12 protein-coding genes are annotated in these 17,508 nt (G+C 45.6%); 3 read left to right on the top strand and 9 right to left on the bottom strand.

The features are described 5' to 3' along the window. The first annotated feature begins 271 nt into the window (after positions 1-271). Complete coding sequence (gene uvrA / locus ASG33_RS24470) at positions 272-3,124, top strand: excinuclease ABC subunit UvrA (RefSeq protein ID WP_056291796.1); 2,853 nt, start codon at positions 272-274, stop codon at positions 3,122-3,124. Here the strand turns inward: uvrA and ASG33_RS24465 are convergent, their stop codons facing one another. Further along, a complete protein-coding gene (locus ASG33_RS24465) occupies positions 3,125-3,859 on the bottom strand; it encodes a LytTR family DNA-binding domain-containing protein (protein ID WP_056291791.1) in 735 nt (244 codons plus the stop codon). It lies immediately after the preceding gene. Further along, a complete protein-coding gene (locus ASG33_RS24460) occupies positions 3,856-4,935 on the bottom strand; it encodes a histidine kinase (protein WP_310589220.1) in 1,080 nt (359 codons plus the stop codon). The genes ASG33_RS24465 and ASG33_RS24460 overlap by 4 nt, the downstream gene beginning before the upstream one ends. Positions 4,936-5,280: 345 nt before the next feature. Here ASG33_RS24460 and ASG33_RS24455 point away from each other — a divergent pair, with 345 nt between their 5' ends. Then, positions 5,281-8,187, top strand: a complete 2,907-nt coding sequence (locus ASG33_RS24455) for a TonB-dependent receptor domain-containing protein (protein ID WP_056291789.1) — start codon at positions 5,281-5,283, stop codon at positions 8,185-8,187. 71 nt (positions 8,188-8,258) lie between these two features. Here ASG33_RS24455 and hemC read toward each other — a convergent pair whose 3' ends face one another. The 7 genes from hemC to ASG33_RS24420 all read right to left on the bottom strand — a co-directional run bounded on the left by hemC (position 8,259) and on the right by ASG33_RS24420 (position 14,377). Continuing rightward, a complete protein-coding gene (gene hemC, locus ASG33_RS24450) occupies positions 8,259-9,185 on the bottom strand; it encodes a hydroxymethylbilane synthase (RefSeq protein WP_056291786.1) in 927 nt (308 codons plus the stop codon). Positions 9,186-9,207: 22 nt separating this feature from the next. Continuing rightward, a complete protein-coding gene (gene rimK / locus ASG33_RS24445) occupies positions 9,208-10,110 on the bottom strand; it encodes a 30S ribosomal protein S6--L-glutamate ligase (RefSeq protein WP_056291784.1) in 903 nt (300 codons plus the stop codon). Positions 10,111-10,126: 16 nt separating this feature from the next. Then, positions 10,127-10,612, bottom strand: a complete 486-nt coding sequence (locus ASG33_RS24440) for a RimK/LysX family protein (RefSeq protein ID WP_056291781.1) — start codon at positions 10,610-10,612, stop codon at positions 10,127-10,129. After that, positions 10,609-11,727 (bottom strand): ATP-binding protein, encoded by a 1,119-nt coding sequence (locus tag ASG33_RS24435; RefSeq protein WP_056291778.1) that lies wholly within the window; start codon positions 11,725-11,727, stop codon positions 10,609-10,611. Before ASG33_RS24435 ends, ASG33_RS24440 begins: the two co-directional genes overlap by 4 nt. Before the next feature lie 36 nt (positions 11,728-11,763). Next, the gene (locus ASG33_RS24430; RefSeq protein ID WP_056291774.1) at positions 11,764-12,957 is read right to left on the bottom strand and encodes a putative sugar nucleotidyl transferase; all 1,194 of its coding nucleotides are present in this window, start codon (positions 12,955-12,957) and stop codon (positions 11,764-11,766) included. 127 nt (positions 12,958-13,084) lie between these two features. Next, positions 13,085-13,336, bottom strand: coding sequence for a type B 50S ribosomal protein L31 (locus tag ASG33_RS24425; protein ID WP_056291772.1), 252 nt, complete (start codon positions 13,334-13,336; stop codon positions 13,085-13,087). 129 nt (positions 13,337-13,465) lie between these two features. Further along, positions 13,466-14,377, bottom strand: coding sequence for a sugar phosphate isomerase/epimerase (locus ASG33_RS24420; protein WP_056292310.1), 912 nt, complete (start codon positions 14,375-14,377; stop codon positions 13,466-13,468). A 440-nt stretch (positions 14,378-14,817) separates the two neighbouring features. Here ASG33_RS24420 and ASG33_RS24415 point away from each other — a divergent pair, with 440 nt between their 5' ends. Further along, positions 14,818-17,262: a ribonucleoside-diphosphate reductase subunit alpha gene (locus tag ASG33_RS24415; RefSeq protein ID WP_056291769.1), complete on the top strand. Its 2,445-nt coding sequence runs from the start codon at positions 14,818-14,820 to the stop codon at positions 17,260-17,262. Positions 17,263-17,508 lie beyond the last annotated feature (246 nt).

The raw sequence follows: 17,508 nt of genomic DNA, 5'->3' as shown, positions 1-17,508 counted from the left end.
GTAGAAATTCAATTGGCAATTCTACAACTGTTTTTGAATGAAACGGTGATAAAATGTTAATATACTAATGGTGACAACTGAGAGGGATCATTGTTTCGTGCAAATTGGGAACGTTTGCATTGCAACAGAAAATCCTTTAAAACTTCAATTTGATATTGCCGGAGATTGCATCCGAATCTTATGATAATTATGCAACTGAAGGTGTAGTTTTGTGGTTAAATCAGTTAAGCTACATCAACAAAAAAATTATTCATCACCATCATCTAAGGTATTGGAACATCTGAATGCAACAGAACTTGCTGGTCAGGATCTCATTGAAGTAGAGGGCGCCCGCGAGCATAATCTTAAAAATATTGACGTTAACATTCCCCGCAATAAGCTGGTTGTGGTGACGGGGATCAGTGGCAGCGGCAAGTCTTCGCTCGCTTTTGATACCATTTATGCAGAAGGCCAGCGGCGTTATATGGAGAGTTTTTCATCTTATGCGCGCGGTTTTATAGGTGAAATGGAGCGGCCTGATGTGGATAAGATCAGCGGTCTTTCACCCGTCATCAGCATTGAACAGAAAACAACCTCCCGCAACCCGCGGTCTACGGTGGGTACGGTTACGGAAATCTATGATTTTCTGCGACTTCTGTATGCAAGGGCAGGCGAGGCTTATTCATATGTAACCGGCAGGAGAATGATCAAGCAGTCGCAAGACCAGATCGTTAACCAGCTTTTATCGCAGTTTGTAGGTAAAAAGATCATCCTGCTTGCTCCGGTTGTAAAAGGCCGGAAGGGCCATTACCGGGAACTGTTCGTGCAAATTACCCGACTAGGCTATACGAAGGTGCGGGTAGACGGCGAAGTGCTCGATATTACACCGAAAATGCAGCTTGACAGGTACAAGGTCCACGATATTGAAATCGTTATTGATCGCATCATTCCCAAGAGCGAATCGGAAGATAGCCAGTCGAGGTACCGGCTCAGCCAGTCGGTAGCGACGGCGATCAAGCAAGGTAAAGGCGCATTGATGGTTTTGGATGATAAAGGAGAAACATACTATTTCTCTCAAAACCTGATGGATCCGGAGTCGGGGATCAGCTATGATGATCCTGCACCGAATGCATTCTCATTCAATTCACCTTACGGCTGGTGCCCCACCTGCCAGGGTTTAGGAATGATCGAGGAGATTACCGAAGAGTCTATCATTCCTGATAAGTCTTTGAGCATTAGTAAAGGCGGTATTGCGCCAATGGGGGAATACAGGGAGGCCTGGATCTTCAAGCAGCTCGAAGTGCTTTTGAAAAAATACAAGATCACATTACAGACCCCACTTGAAAAATTTCCAGAAGAGGCGATCAAGCTGGTGCTTTACGGAAGTGAGGACGCGGTGCCTGTACCTTCTAAAAAGTACCCGGGCACAGAATGGGAGACGAAATTTGACGGTATCATTAACTTCCTGAAAAGGCAGCAGGAGAGTGGTAATGATAAAATTCAGGAGTGGCTGAAAGATTTTATGTCCATTCAAACTTGTCCGGAATGCAATGGAAAGCGGCTGAAAAAAGAATCGCTCCATTTCAGGATTGACGGGAAGGATATTGCTGAACTCTCAAACAGGGATGTACGTGAGCTGGCTGATTGGCTGGTGAATCTGGAAGACAGGCTGGAAGAGCGGCAGCGGGTAATCGGACACGAGGTTTTGAAAGAGATCAGAAAACGTGTCGGATTTCTGCTGGATGTAGGATTGGATTATTTAACCCTGAACCGCGCATTGCGCACATTATCAGGCGGGGAAGCACAGCGGATCAGGCTTGCGACCCAAATTGGTACACAGCTTACCGGTGTTCTTTACATTATGGACGAACCAAGTATCGGCTTGCACCAGCGCGACAATGTAAGGTTGATCAATTCGCTGAAAAGTCTGCGTGATCTTGGAAACACGGTACTGGTAGTAGAGCACGACAAGGATATGATGCTCGCGTCTGACTATATCCTTGATATTGGTCCGGGTGCGGGGCGGCATGGAGGTAATGTAGTTGGAGCGGGTTCGCCTGAGGTTTTCCTGAAAAATGGGTCTCTTACCGCTGAATACCTGAGTGGCAGGGAAGCCATCGAAATACCTAAAAAGCGTAGAAAAGGATCAGGTAACTCCATTACGCTGAAAGGCTGCACCGGTCACAACCTTAAAAATGTCACAATGTCGTTTCCGCTCGGAACGATGATTTGTGTTACCGGAGTAAGCGGGAGTGGAAAGTCTTCGCTGGTCCACGAAACGCTCTTTCCATTGCTGAATGCCCATTTTTATAAATCAAGAAGAGAGCCGCTGCCTTATAAATCGGTGGAGGGTTTGGAGCATATTGACAAGGTAATAGAAGTGGATCAGTCGCCGATCGGGAGGACCCCGCGGTCGAACCCGGCTACCTACACGAATTTATTTACAGATATCCGGACACTTTTCGCCGAACTGCCAGAATCAAAGATCCGTGGTTACAAGCCGGGACGTTTTTCATTCAATGTAAAAGGCGGTCGATGCGAAGATTGTGAGGGTGCGGGAATGAAAAAGATTGAAATGGATTTTCTTCCAGATGTCCATATCAATTGCGAAACCTGCAAAGGCAAACGCTTTAACCGGGAAACACTGGAAGTGCGTTTCAAAGGTAAATCCATTGCCGATGTACTGGATATGACCGTGGAAACTGCATTGGAGTTTTTCGAAAATATGCCAAGATTACTCCGTAAAGTGCAGACGCTCAATGATGTTGGTTTGGGTTATATCACCCTAGGCCAACATGCAACCACATTATCCGGCGGTGAGGCACAGCGTGTGAAGTTATCGGAAGAGCTGTCAAAAAGGGATACCGGAAAAACCCTGTATATCCTTGACGAACCAACAACCGGGCTCCACTTTCAGGATATCCGCCATTTGTTGAATGTTTTAAACAAACTTGTGGAAAAGGGGAATACAGTATTGATCATCGAGCATAACCTGGACGTGATCAAAGTCGCCGACCACATTATCGACGTGGGACCGGAAGGCGGCGCCAAAGGCGGGCGCATTATTGCGGAAGGTACACCCGAGAAAGTCGCGAAAGTAAAGGGGAGCTTTACAGGTTACTTCCTGCAGGAAGAGCTGAAATAGCTACATCCATTTACTCAAAAACTGGTTAAAGTTCTCTTTGTACTGGTCGCTTACCGGAATGGTGATCGACCCGATTTGAATCGTATTCTTTGTTACCGCACTGATTTTGTCGAGGTTAACAATAAAGGAACGATGTACGCGCATGAACTTGGAAGCGGGAAGTTTTTCTTCCAGCGCTTTCAGGCTCGTGAGCGAAAGAACAGGTTTGGGATCTGATTTCAGGTGAACTTTTACGTAATCTTTGAGTCCCTCCGTGTACATAATATCATCGTAGGAAATCCGCACAAGCTGGTATTCAACTTTCAAAAACAGGTATTCATCCTTGTTTTCTACGGAGCCAGCCGATGATGCCTTTTGCAAAAGGTCGGCATAAGCCTGCGCTTTTGATGCAGCACGGAGGAACTCTTCATAATTAAAGGGTTTTAGGAGATAGTCAAGTGCGTCGACCCGGAAGCCATCGAGGGCATACTGGTTGAATGCGGTTGTAAAGATGATCCTGGGCGCTCTTCCTCCTGCTTTTTCGATCACGCGGGCTAGTTCAATACCCGTGAGGTCCGGCATTTGGATGTCCAGGAAAATAAGATCTATTTGCTGATTGTGGATTACCTGCAATGCTTCTACTGCACTCGAATATCTGCCTGCAAGCGACAGAAAAGGCGTTTTTTCAATAAAGGCACAAACCAATCCCAGTGCCAGCGGCTCATCGTCAACGGCGATGCATTGTAATACATTCATGCCGTTTCTAATTCCAGATGTACTTCAAACTCTTTTTCAGCTTTATTCTCGTTCACTTCCAGCTGATACTTTCCGGGATATAGCAAATCGAGGCGGCGCTGCGTATTAGCCAAACCAATCCCGTTACTTTCATCCAGGATAGCCCTTTTGTCCGTAAACAATGTATTTTTCACTTCTACAAAAATCTTGTTGCTGCTTTGGCTGATCCGTATATCGATCCGGCTCGGCTGCACGGCACTTACTCCATGTTTGAATGCATTCTCAATGAAAGGCAGAAACAGCATCGGCGCAATGGAAACATCGTGCATCGGATTTGGCGGGTCGAGGTGTACTGTTACTTTATCAGTCAGCCTGAGTTGCATCAGCTGAATGTAATCCTGGGCGAATGCAATTTCCTGGCTCAGCAACACGGTACCGTGCTGGGTTTCGTAAAGCACGTAGCGCATCATTCTCGAAAGCTTGTGCAAAGCTTCGCGGGCTGCTTCTACGTCAATCACCGTCAAAGCGTAAATGTTATTCAGGGTATTAAAGAAAAAGTGGGGGTTAATCTGCGCTTTCAGAAACGAGAGCTCAGAATTGATCTTTTCCTTTTCGAGGTTCTGACGGTACTGCTTATCCATTTGCGCGGTGCGTACAGCAGCGATGCCGGTACTTAGCCCGATTACCATTAATGCAGTAATCATTGCGAAATTATCCAGCTTTTCAGCCCGTTTCTTTTCTCCGTTCGCTTCTCTTGCCAGCCTGAATGCACTTTCCATCTGAGTTCCAAAGCCTATATAGCTTTTCACCTGCTCCATTGTAAAGGCAATGATCAGAACCGAGATCACATTCAGGAGAATGAATTTGACGTATTTGTTTTTGGCAAGAAAGTGAGGAAACCAGAAGTAGTAGTTAATATAAAAGATAGACACAAGCAGTGTAAACAAAACTGCCTGCTTGATCCAGAATGCAATCGGAAACTGAATCTGCCAGTTGAGTGGCTGCCACATCAGAAACATGGCCAGGAACCCCCAACCTAAAAGGTGCAGGAGCAATGGCGGGTATTTTCTAGCGGCACGCGTATCCATTTTCATCATTTGGTTTATATGTCAATGATCCCGACATATAAACGCAATCTTACAGGGAAATTCTCTAATCCCCTATTTCAATCGATCAAAGCAGGACGAATACCGACTGAATCAGGTGCAGAGTCTATTAAACCGAAATGCGCAACAGTGGGGCGGGAATTGCCTGATTGCACTGATTTGTTGGGGATTAGGGGTTTTTGTAAAGCAGATCCATCGACAGTCGTAAGCTACTTAGTCGTGTGAAACCCGACTTTGATCGGTACATTACCTGTTTCTATCTATTCCTTTTTTCTACGCCGTTTTTAGGTACTTATTTTGAAACTCGGATAGTGGATCATTATATACAACCCAACCATGAACTTTAATTTACGATTAACACTCCTGACATTATTTTCGGGAATTACATTTGGAGCCTACGCACAGTTTGGCGGCGGAGGTGGCGGAGGCAGGCCAGGCGGCGGCGGCGATTTCAGGGGCGGCGGCGAGAGACAACGTCAGACTGCTATTCCCGGGACAGCCGAAGATACCCGCAGCGGAAGCGGGAAAATACGTGGAACCCTGATCGACTCAGTGAGCAAAAATCCGGTGGAATTTGCTGCATTATCGCTCGTGGATATTAAAACGAACAATCCGATCGACGGTACCACAACTGACGAGAAAGGACAGTTTGCAATGTCGAAAGTAGCATCCGGAAATTTCAAGATCCTCATTTCATTTATCGGGTATAAAACAAAAACCATTAACGATATCAAAATCGACAGACGATCGGACATTGATCTCGGAAATGTGACATTGGCGCCGGACGTGGTCCAGTTGAAGGAAGTAGAAGTAGTAGGAATGGCCCAGCTCGTGGAAGAGAAGGTTGACAGGCTCGTTTACAATGCAGAAAAGGACATTACCAGCAAAGGCGGCGACGCTTCTGACGTAATGAAAAAAGTCCCTATGCTGACTGTGGATCTGGATGGAAACGTTTCACTCAGAGGTAGCTCCAATGTTCGGGTTTTGATCAATAACAAACCTTCCACGATTATTGCGACGAGTGTTGCCGATGCATTGCGCCAGATTCCGGCGGATATGATCAAGTCGGTTGAGGTTATTACTTCTCCATCTGCGCGCTACGATGCGGAAGGCTCTGCGGGTATTATCAATATTGTTACCAAAAAGAGCACGATCCAGGGCGGTACGCTTAACCTGGATACGGGCATTGGTAACCGTGGCTCTAACCTCGGACTTCGCGGTAACTACCGGGTTGGTAAAATGGGTTTCAGTTTAGGCGGTTTTGGCCGTTTCAACTACAATATGCCTGGTAAATCGGAGAATATCCAGAATGGAAAAGTGGATAACTTTCAGGTACGTCAGACCAGTGAGTCAGATAACAAAATGGCATTCGGGTCTTATAACCTGGGATGGGATTATGAGATAGATTCAAAAACGTCTCTTTCAGCAAGTGTGCGCTACGGAATGCGGAACCAGCGTAATATGCAGGATCTGACCACGCTGAACCGGTCTGCTGCGGGTACGGAGAAAAACAGCTTCCGCGATGTAAATTCAAAAGATTTGTCAGGAACGTGGGACGTGAATGTGGATTATATCAAAACGCTCGCGAAACCTCAACAGGAATTAAGCATTTCGACACAATTCAGCCGCAACAACCGTACAAACGACTATACCGCAGATGTATACAACCTGCTGGGTGGCGTGAGTACAAGAGAATTGCTTGGCACTGAATTGAACGATAACAATAGCCATAACCAGGAAAGCACAGTTCAGATCGATTATCAAACGCCGATCAAGGACAATCAGCTTTTTGAATTTGGTGGAAAAGGCATTTTCCGTCAGGTAGTGAGTAACATTGTGTATGGAGGCCTGATAGCAGCCCGCCCGAACAGCGCGTTGGATTATGACCAGAATGTGGGTGCAGGGTATGCTTCCTATACTTTTACTACCAAAAGCCGCTTCACTGTGAAAGCAGGCGCGCGCTACGAATATACCAGCATCGACGCGACGCAGGGTGAGCAGGGTGCATTAAACCTGCCCGCTTACAGCAACCTGGTACCTAGCCTCAATCTTTCGCAGACATTTGGCAAAGGTCAGACTGTGAAATTGGGTTATAACCGCAGGTTGCAACGTCCGGGCATTCAATTCCTAAACCCTAACATTAATTCTGCCAACCCGAACAACATTTCGTTCGGTAACCCCAATCTCCGCCCCGAGCTGACGGACCAGATTGAATTGGGTACCAGTTTTTTCAAGAACTCCTTGTATATCAATGTGGCAACATTCGCGCGGTTTACCAATAATTCCATTGAAAGTATCCGTACAACAGACGCAAATGGGGTGATTTCGACAACTTATGGAAATATTGGTGAGAAGAAAAACTATGGTGTCAATGTCTACGGAAACCTGACATTGTTCAAAAGATGGCAGATCGGTGGTGGTTTTGATTCTTATTATTCCAATCTCAGGAATAACAGCGGCGACGCTTCACTGCGGTCTAGCAACAGCGGGATTGTGGTTAGCGGACGTTTACGTAGTAGTTTGACCATTAAAAACGGTTGGGGATTGCAGCTCGGCGGTTTTGCAAGAGGACGCGACGTTCAGTTGCAGGGAACACAGGCTGGCTTCCGTATGTATGATCTGGGTATCCGCAAAGACTTCAAAAACAAACGCGGCGGCATTGGTTTCGGAATGGAAAACTTCCTGGCACCTTCAATGAAAATGCGTACAAGCCTTGAATCGGCCACATTCACGCAGGAGAATACGAATTTCCTTTTCAACAGAGGATTCCGCGTGAACTTCAATTACCGCTTTGGTAAAATGACTTTTGTTGAGCAAAAATCTCGCAGAAGAAAGTCGGTTAACAACGACGACCAGAAAAGTGAAGGGGGCGGAATGGATGCAGGCGGAGGCGGACAAGCTGCGCCAGCGGTTTCTGTTCCCGGTATCTCTCCTGCAAGAGGCGGAGCTGGCGGCAGGCCGCAAGGAGGAGCAAGGCCTGCAGGCGCAGATAGTACTGCAAGACCAATGCGTCAGGGAATGCCGATGCAGCCAGGTACAAGGCCGGATTCAACAATGAGAAGAGACTCAACCGCGCGTCCTGACTCAACAATGAGACCGGCAATCATACCGGATTCAACTGCAAAGCCAGTTGTTCCCGCTGACTCGACTATAAAGCCGGACAGTACAGCACTACCTGTACGTACGGATTCAATCCCCATGAAACCTGCTGTTCCAGCAGATTCAATTCCCAAGAAAGACTAACCAGAATAACCCTTAACAGCAAAAAAGCCCGGACACAGTGCCGGGCTTTTGCGTTTTCTGCATTCAAATAATCAGCTATTCGGATTCCTGATTTCCGCTAAAATCCGATCCGCGCCTGCTTCCAGTAGCTCGTTGGCCAATGCGGTACCGAGTTCCTCGGGGAAGGTTTGTGCGCCGGTTTGCGTTTTTCGGATCAACTCACTTCCATTCAGACTGATAATGCCGCCGGTAATGTGAATTTGTTCGCTTTGCAAAGTGGCCATTGCAAATACGGGGATGCTGCAGCCACCCTGCAATGTTTTCAGGAAAGCTCTTTCAGTCAAAAGGCAGATTTCTGTTTCTACATGGTTGAGGAGATCTTTCAGAATGGCTTTTTTCTCTTCGCTCAGAGAAGTAGCGCATTCAATCGCAACGCTGCCCTGGCCCACTGCGGGCGTGAATTCGTCCAGGAGCAAATGCTCCGCGATTTTATTATCATATTCCATCCTATGCACCCCGGCGTAGGCAAGGAGCAATGCATCGCAATGGCCTTCTTCCAATTTGCGAAGACGCGTTTGCAGGTTGCCGCGCATATCTACCGTTTTAATATGAGGGTAAAAATGCCGGAGTACGGCGACGCGGCGCGTAGAAGACGTACCTACTGTAAATGGTTCTCCACTTTTAAGAGATAATGCAGTGTTGTGGCTTACCAATACATCATTCGCTTTTTCTCTTTCGGTGAATGCGACGATTTCAAATGCTTCGTCCAGCTGCGACTGTAAGTCTTTTGCACTGTGAACGGCGATATCTATTTCGCCACTTCTCAGCTGGTCTTCCAGCTCTTCGGTAAAAACTCCTTTACTGCCGATTTTAGACAAGGACCTGTCAAGAATTTTATCTCCTTTGGTCTCAATAATAACGATTTCAGATGCAATGCCGCCCGCTTGCAAGAGGTCCCGGACGTAATACGCCTGCCAGAGAGCGAGCCTGCTGCCGCGCGTTCCTATTTTTATATGCATGATGTTTTATTACTTAAATCCTTTAAACTCCAACAGTATCCCCTTCATCTGTAACAATTTTGTCTTCAATGTAGCTAACAATTAAAGAGGCTATATCAATTCCACTGATTTCTTCGATGCCGCGCAGCCCCGGGGATGAATTTACTTCCATTACCAGCGGGCCCCTTTCGGATTGTAACATATCTACTCCTGCAATCTTGACGCCCAACGCTTTGGCAGCTGACACGGCGGTGTGCTCTTCCTCTGGCGTCAATTCGACCAGGCTGCCCTGGCCGCCGCGATGCAGGTTACTGCGGAAATCACCGTCGGCACCTTGCCGGCGCATGGCTGCAATTACCTTGTTACCAATGACGAATGCACGAATATCTGCTCCTTTTGATTCGGCAATGTATTCCTGAATTAAAAAGTTGGCACGCAAGCCGTAAAAAGCTTCAATTGTAGACTTTGCAGCTTTGATCGTCTCCGCCAGTACCACGCCTACCCCCTGCGTTCCTTCCAGTAATTTGATTACAACAGGTGGCCCGCCGACCATGTGGATCAGCTCGTTGACTTGCGAAGGGTTTTTGGCAAAAACAGTTTTAGGAATACCAATGCCCGCTTTTGCAAGAACCTGCATACTTCTCAGCTTGTCACGTGATCGTAATATCGCCTGGGATTTGACCGTGGTGAAAACTTTCATCAGTTCCAGCTGGCGTACTACTGCACAGCCAAATGCACTGACCGAAGTTCCGATCCGCGGTATAGCCGCATCAATTTCAGGTACCGGTTTTCCTTTATATATAATGGAAGGCTTGCCACCTTCAATCATCACAAAGCATTTAACATGGTCAATGACAATGGATTCATGACCTTTTTGTTTGATTGCCTCCACCAAACGTCGCGTCGAATAAAGGTCTGCATTGGTGGATAATACGGCGATTTTCATAAAAGAATTTGAGAGATTAGCTGTGATGACGAGGGTTTTCAATGTCTGATTTCAAATGATCCGGGGCATTTGAATGTCTTGATGCCGACAGGTTTTTCTGGGAAACATCAATGATAAAACGGTCTTTTAAAAGTTTCCTGCCAAGCAGGATCGGATACTGCATTTTCTTCCTGTTGGCGAGCGAGAATTCCGTGCGGACCTTTTTACCAAAAATCCTGATCCCGGTTTTGATCACATACCGTTTTTCCTCCTTGCCTGATGAATTCCTTACAACAGTTTCTTTATAGTTATCCACAATGTAAGATTGCTGCGGCGCTCCTTTCTTTTTATCAAGGTAAAATTGAAGCCGCGTTTTGTCGCCTTCTTTAATAAGCTTAACGCGGGAGCAATGGATTGCTGAGGTAGTTGCGCCCGAATCAATGCGTACGGGTACATTGAACCAGCCCAGGTCAGGCAGGTCTACAATATCGGTTGCGCCGATCAACTGCACCTTTCCTTTCATTTGCGTTCAAAAAAGTGAGCTATCGTAAGAGAAAGATCCAGCAAGACCATTTTGGCGCGTACGTTGCGCTCAATGTGGTAATGCGCCGTATTTACTTCTTCAATCATTTTTTCCAGCGCGCCGAAGTTGACGGTTTTGGAGAAGTTCTGAACGAACGTAAGCTCCTCCTCCGGTACCCGCAGCAAGTCGCCTGCGCCGTGACTCCAGATCAGCATATCGCGGAAAAGCCTTAATGCATATTCCAGCAAGCCTTTTTGCTTTTCTTTGTTCATTGTATCATAGCTGTCGGCGAGTTTGACAAGGTGCGAAACATCGTATCTGTAACAGGAACGCATCCAGCCAGCAAACCAGGTCGACCTATCGTCTTCATCCTCATGCACCAATTTCAAAGCTTCTGACAGGTTTCCGTCGGAAAGGTAAGCTGCCTGGTTAATAGCAGCTTCGTTTGCATTGTATTTCCGCAGGTATTCCCGCACTTCCTGATCTGAGAATGCCGGAACCGTAATGCGCTGGGTTCTTGAAATGATGGTGGTCAGTAGTTTGTCAGACTGATCACTGACAAGCAGAAAAAGTGTTTTCTCCGGCGGCTCTTCCAGGATTTTCAAAATTGCATTTGAAGATGCCGCATTCATGATATCCGGTTTCCAGATCAGCAGGATCTTGTATTCACCTTCGTACGATTTTACAGAAAGCTTTCGTAAAATACCCCTGGCTTCTTCCACTGAAATATTACCCTGCTTGTTATCAGCACCGATTTCATCCAGCCAGTCGGGAAGTAACCGGTACGGATTTTCGATCAGGAATGTACGCCACAGCGGGAGAAATGCCTCGCTTGTCTTTCCATCGACCTTTTTTGAAGTGGCAGTCGGGAAAATGAAGTGCATATCCGGATGGATCAACTTTTCCATTTTTGCACAGGAGGCGCATTTACCGCAGGCATCTTCTTCCTGTTTGTTTTCGCAATTGATATAGGTCGCGAAAGCCAGCGCCATTGAAAGTCCGGCGCCTCCCTGCGGGTAGTCAAACAGCTGTGCGTGGGCCAAATGGCTGTTTTTAACCGAGCGCGTCAGCGTGGATTTTATTGCTTTAAGCCCGGGGATATCTTTAAAAAGCACAGTAATCGAAATTAATCTTATTCAATGGCAGCATTGTCAAAAAACACGCTGGTTTTTGGTTTGGTCAAAAACGGCTTTCAGGATCGCTTCGTCTTTTTCCTCAAAAGTAATATTCCGCCTGTTTACTGTATCTGATGCAACTGCCAGTGCTTTTTGCAAGCGGTATTCGCAAAAACCTTCGGCAGTACCTCCCCACGAAAATGATGGAACGTGTTTCTGCTGAAAACCGCCACCGAACACATTGACACTTACGCCTACGACGGTTCCGGTGTTGAACATGGTCGATATACCGGCTTTGGAATAATCCCCCATAATCAGTCCACAATTTTGCAGACCGGTGTTTTCGAGCTGATTGGTTGCATAGCTGTGCAGCTTCACCGCGCTATGGTCGTTTTTCAGATTTGAATTGTTGGTATTCGCGCCCAGGTTACACCATTCTCCCAGCACTGAATTGCCTAGATAACCATCGTGACCTTTGTTACTATATCCAAAAAGAATGCTGTTACTTACTTCGCCGCCAGCTTTGCAAAAAGGCCCTACGGTTGTATTTGGGCGGATTTTAGTTCCCTGCGCCAGCACAGAAGCTTCTCCCATAGCAAACGGGCCCTGAATGGTCGAGCCTTCCTGGACCAATGCATTTTTACCAATATATATCGGTCCATTCTCTGCATTCAGAATGGCTGCTTTCAATACTGCGCCTTTTTCAATAAATACCTGTGCAGGATTGTAAATATGTGTAAATGGATCAGTAACCGGTTCTGAAATCCTGTTTGAGGTTATCCTTTCAAAATCAGCTTTGATCTGCGCGGCATTGAATGCGAATATATCCCAAACCTGACGAATCAAAATGAATGAGCCCGGGTAAGCAACTGGTGTAAGTTCATTGACGCCCAGCGCCGGTTCCCACGGACCGTCAGTTCTGACAATAAGTACTTCATTGTTCCGGGATGTCAATACTGTATTGATTGCAAGATCCTGCGCTGCGGCGATCAGCTGGTTGTCCGGGCACAGTCCGCCATTAACGTACCAATTATCCTGCGAGATATGCAGCGGGAACTTGGGGCGGAGGTAGTTTTCAGTCTGGAAAGAAACAGGTGATTGTAATGCGCGGCTCCATTTCTCAGCAATTGTGTCAATACCGCAACGGATTCCGGCAACAGGTCTCGTGTATGTAAGTGGCAACAGTTGCTTGCGGAGTACCGGGTCGTCAAATAGGATTATAGCGGGCATATTTTTTCAGTATGTGTTGCCAAAGTTCGCGCATTTTATCGGTTAGGACAAAAAAAGAAGCAGCCTCCTGAACATTTGCCAGGAGACTGCTTTCATAAATATGTATCGGCTACGAAGCTGCTTGTGACTAAGCTTCTTTCTGTCCGTAACGTTTTCTAAACTTGTCAACACGTCCGGCTGTGTCAACCAGAACGTTTTTACCAGTATAGAATGGGTGTGACTGAGAAGAAACCTCCACTTTGTAAACAGGGTAAGTTTTACCGTCTTCCCAAGTGATATTTTCGCTGGTTTCGATCGTAGAACGGGTAATGAATTTAAAATCGCTCGACAAATCCCAGAAAACTACGTCTCTATAATTGGGATGAATATCTTTTTTCATTGGTATATGGTATTATATGTTTCGATACAATTCTCAAAAAGGATTGCAAAAGTATACATTCTAATTTTTCAAACCAAGTTTTAAAACTGTATCTTTTTAAATATTAGTACCATACGCCGAGTGTGCATCTTAAACTTCGCTCAGCTGCTGCTTTAAAACCTCAATCCCGCGCTTTGCTTCTTTATCGAAATCGGTGTAAGTGAAGCATTCAATGGAAAGTCCGCCCTTGTAATTGATCTTTTTCAATGCGCTCAGGTAGGGTCTGAAATCATCCCCCTTTACACCTGGCGGTGTGCGGTTTTCCTTTTCAGCAATGTGGCAATGGACAATGTGCTTGCCGTACTTCACGATCTCGGTTGCGGGTTCGTCTTCCTTTAACATGTGGAAAATGTCGCATAGCAACTTCACTCTTGGGCTTTTTACAGCTTCAACAATCTCGACTCCTTCTGCCAGGCTGTTGATAAAGTTTGTCTCGCCCCGGTTTAGTGGCTCTACCGCAATGGTAACGCCGTACTTTTCGGCAAGCGGCGCCATTCTTTTCGTCAGATCGATGTGTTGCGCCTTTGCGGTTGCTTTGTCAAATCCTTCCGGGATAATCCGTGAACCGCCGCTTCCAAACACAACATATTGGGAGCCGCATTCTTTGGCACGTTTCAAAACAACTTCTGTCCGCTGCAAAATGGCTTCGTGGTTCGCTTCCGGGCCCAATGTTTTTAATGCAGCTGGAAGCAGGATCACATAAGATTTGATAGGGAAGTTATCTTGTTTCAGCTTTTGGAGGTTCTTTTCATATTGTTGATCTCCATCTGCGGGAATCAGGAACCCGGCAACAGACTCCTCTATATATGTACAACCGGATTCTCTCAGGAAATTGGCTTTGTCGTAGGCGGCATATACCCCTAGCGGGATGTTGTATTCGGGCTTGAACGGCGACTGTGCGAATGCTTCATGCACATTGGCTCCGACAGCCAGTCCTGCAATGATTCCGGAAGACCTTTTCAGAAAGGTTCTTCTTGCTTCATTTTCGATTTTGTGTTGCATATGATGGTTAAGGTTTAATGCGTTCCTGTTGTACTTATTTGATGTAAATTTTTGAACTGAAAAATAAAAGTTTACAAATTTTAATTTTGCAATTAACAAATGAGAATTGTAAGATATTCATTTACAGATGTTAATGTTGAGCTTGTGTGAACTTCTGGTCTGCTTGGTCGAAAAAAAGTTTACAAATTTTTATGTTGAGAAATATTTTAAAAATTTTTTCCAGAACCATTTCCATGTCTGCCGGGCTAAATCACTAGTAATAAGTTTCTTAACAATTTCATAATTTGTACTCTGCTCAGAAGGCTTGATTTTCCCTCAAAAGTGTGGTTGTGAATGCGCTCGAATTAATGTTATTTCAGGAGATTTTTAGAAATCAACTCCGAGTAAAGTTCTTAGAATATACATCACTAACTTCCTAAAAAACAAGCTATTATATGTCTATGTATGTAATAAAGCGTGACGGTCGCCGCGAATCCGTGAAATTCGACAAGGTGACGGCCCGCATTGAGAAACTAAGCTACGGCTTGGACACCAAGTACATCCAGCCTGTCGAGGTTGCGAAAAAGGTAGTGTCCGGTATTTATGATGGTGTAACTACGGCCGAGCTGGACAACCTGGCTGCAGAAACTGCCGCATCTATGACCACAAAGCACCCGGATTACGCTATTCTGGCTGCCCGTGTAGCAATCTCAAACCTGCATAAGAATACATTGAAGTCGTTTTCGGCTACAATGAAACGCTTGTATACATATATAGACTCTAAAACCGGCGAGAATGCGTCCCTTATCTCTAAGGAGGTATACGAAGTTATCCGTCAGAATGCGTCTCTTTTTGATTCTACTATTATATATGACCGCGACTATGCCTATGATTATTTTGGCTATAAAACCCTTGAAAAATCGTATTTACTGAAAGTTGACGGAAAAATTGTAGAGCGGCCACAGCATATGCTTATGCGTGTTGCCGTGGGAATTCACCAGGATGATATCCAGGCTGCGATTGAAACCTACCATTTGTTGTCGGAAAAGTGGTTTACACATGCTACTCCAACCTTATTTAATGCAGGAACACCGAAGCCACAAATGTCTTCATGTTTCCTTTTGACGATGAAGGAAGATAGTATCAGCGGCATTTATGATACACTTAAGAACTGCGCTCTTATTTCACAGTCTGCAGGAGGAATCGGATTGAGCATTCACGATGTGCGTGCGACTGGTTCTTATATCAAGGGTACCAATGGACAATCCAATGGTATAGTGCCAATGTTACGGGTTTTCAATGATACAGCAAGATATGTTGATCAGGGAGGTGGCAAGCGCAAAGGTTCTTTTGCTATTTATATGGAACCCTGGCATGCAGATATCTTTGACTTCCTGGACTTGAAGAAAAACCACGGAAAGGAAGAGCAACGTGCGCGCGACCTTTTCTATGCGCTCTGGATTCCTGATTTGTTCATGAAGAGAGTTGAGGCAAACGATACGTGGTCACTATTCGATCCACACGAATGCCCGGGATTATCTGATACGCATAGCGAGGAGTTTGAAAAGCTCTATGAGCAATATGAATTAGAAGGTAAGGCGAGGAAGACTATCAAAGCGCAGGATCTTTGGTTCGCGATTATGGAATCGCAGATAGAGACAGGTACACCTTATATGTTGTACAAAGACCACGCGAACAGCAAATCCAACCAGAAGAACCTGGGTACGATTAAGTCCTCAAACCTTTGCACCGAGATTATCGAGTATACTGCGCCTGATGAAGTAGCAGTGTGTAATCTGGCGTCCATTGCATTGCCGAAGTTTGTTGAGCAGGGTGCGGATGGATTTATGCATTTTGATCATAAGAAGTTGTATGAGATTACCAAGGTAATCACGCGCAATCTTAACAAGATCATTGACCTCAATTATTATCCGGTTCCGGAGGCAGAGAAAAGCAATAAACGGCACAGGCCAATCGGTATCGGAGTACAAGGTTTAGCTGATGCGTTTTGTATGATGCGCATGCCTTTCGATTCGGACGAAGCGCGCCAGTTGAACAAGGAAATTTTTGAAACTATTTATTATGGATCAATGGAGGCTTCAATGGAGCTTGCTATCAAAAATGGTCCGTACGAAACCTGGGAAGGAAGTCCTATCTCTAAAGGTATCTTCCAGTTCGATATGTGGAATGTAACACCGGAGAGCAATCGGTGGAATTGGGAGAAGCTGAGAACGGAGGTGGTTAAACACGGTGTTCGTAACTCGCTTCTGCTTGCACCAATGCCAACTGCATCTACCAGCCAGATTTTAGGGAACAATGAATGCTTCGAACCATTTACTTCTAACATTTATGTAAGACGTGTTTTATCGGGCGAGTTTGTTGTGGTGAATAAGTACTTGCTTAAAGATCTTGTTCGTCTGAATCTTTGGAATGAAGAAATGAAGAATAACCTTGTCCGGGCAAGCGGTTCAGTTCAGGCTATTCCGAACATTCCTCAGAACATTAAGGATCTTTATAAAACAGCATGGGAGATCAAGCAGCGAAGCTTGCTGGATATGTCTGCCGATCGCGGGGCTTACATCTGCCAGTCTCAATCGCTGAATATCTTTATGGAGGAAGCCAATTTCGGCAAGTTGACATCAATGCATTTCTACGCCTGGAAAAAAGGACTTAAAACGGGAATGTATTACTTGCGTACACGCGCCGCATCAGATCCGGTTCAGTTTACGGTTAGCAAACAGGCAGAAGTGCTGCTTGAGCCAGCGACAGCTGTGGTTACAGAGAAGGAATTAAATTATGTTCAATATGCAGAGGAACATGCCAAGCCGGTAATGCCAAGAGACAATCGCTCCGATATGCAATGCTCATTGGATGATCCGGAGGGCTGCGAAGCTTGCGGTTCATAATTGAATGAAAATTCTGAAAGCGGTTCCTGTACTCTACGGGAGCCGCTTTTTGCATTATAGGTGTTGATCTTTCAAATAAATATTGAAGTTTTCGGGGAAAAAATAAGATTCTTAAAAACGGACTTTCTATCGCTTTAAATGGAGTGAAAATATCTTTAAAAACTTTCCTTGCTGGATAGAATTCATTTTCAGGGGGTTAATATTGCTGGTGCAAAAAGTTTAAAAAATATTTTAGCGGGGGTGTTG

This window comes from Dyadobacter sp. Leaf189, assembly GCF_001424405.1.
In the GTDB taxonomy this organism is placed as follows: domain Bacteria; phylum Bacteroidota; class Bacteroidia; order Cytophagales; family Spirosomataceae; genus Dyadobacter.
Note: the sequence above shows the minus strand (reverse complement) of the source record. Positions and strands in the feature narration are given on the sequence as shown.